1 protein-coding gene is annotated in these 1,152 nt (G+C 71.4%); it reads right to left on the bottom strand.

Going from position 1 to position 1,152, the window contains the following annotated elements; all coding sequences use genetic code 11:
* Window positions 1-1,152 (bottom strand): acyltransferase domain-containing protein (locus IE178_RS35030; RefSeq protein WP_193515066.1); only part of this gene is annotated, 1,152 nt, incomplete at both ends.

Genomic DNA, 1,152 nt, shown 5'->3' with positions numbered 1-1,152 from the left:
GCATCAAACGGCCACGCGCAGCCACCAACGCCGCCGCATCCGCCAGATCCAGCACCCCCGCGACATGCGCGGCCACCACCTCACCCACCGAATGACCGGCCAGGTAGTCCGGGACGATCCCCCACGACTCCACCAGCCGGAAGAGGGCGACCTCGACGGCGAACAGGGCGGCCTGGGTGTTGGCCGTGTCGTCCAGGCCCTCACCCGAGCGGATGATCTCCCCCGGCGCCCGGCCCAGATGCTCCTCCAGCGCACCGGCGACCTCGTCGAACGCCGCCGCGAAGACCGGGAACGCCGCATACAGCTCCTGCCCCATGCCGATCCGCTGAGCGCCCTGACCGGTGAACAGGACCGCCGTGCGGCCCGGCGTCCGCGATCCGGACACCACCCGCGCCGACGAATCCCCGGACGCCAGCGCCCGCAATCCCTCCACCAGCGCCTCACCATCCGCACCCACCACCACGGCACGGTGATCGAACACCGCACGCGTGGCGGTGAGCGACAGGGCGATGTCGTACGCGGTCGGCGGGGCGGCGTGCTGTCCGTCCCGCTCGTCCGAGGTCTCCTGCCGCTCGAGGTGGGACAGCAGCTTCGCCGCCTGGTCGCGCAGCGCGGCCGGGGTCCGGCCGGAGAGCGTCCACGGGACGGCGGGCAGGGACCTCGACGGTTCCCTCGGTGCCTCGGCCTCGTCGTGTTCCACCGCTTCGATGATGACGTGGGCGTTGGTGCCGCTGATCCCGAAGGAGGACACGCCGGCCCGTCGGGGACGGCCCACGGCCGGCCACTCCCGCGCCTCGGTCAGCAGTTCCACGGCGCCCGTGTCCCAGTCCACGTGTCCCGACGGCTCGTCCACATGGAGGGTTCGGGGCAGGACGCCGTGGCGCATCGCCTGGATCATCTTGATCACGCCGCCGACACCGGCCGCGGCTTGGGTGTGTCCGATGTTGGACTTCAGCGAACCGAGCCACAGAGGCTGCTCATCGGTGTGGTCGCGACCGTAGGTGTTCAGCAGTGCCTGCGCCTCGATCGGGTCCCCCAGCCGGGTCCCCGTCCCATGCGCCTCCACCACATCCACATCGGAACCACTCAGACCCGCACCGGCCAACGCCGCCCGAATCACCCGCTCCTGCGACGGACCGTTCGGAGCCGTCA

The organism is Streptomyces griseoloalbus (assembly GCA_014650015.1).
Taxonomy (GTDB): domain Bacteria; phylum Actinomycetota; class Actinomycetes; order Streptomycetales; family Streptomycetaceae; genus Streptomyces; species Streptomyces griseoloalbus.
The sequence above is the reverse complement of the archived record's forward strand: the minus strand, read 5'-3'. Positions and strand labels throughout refer to the sequence as shown.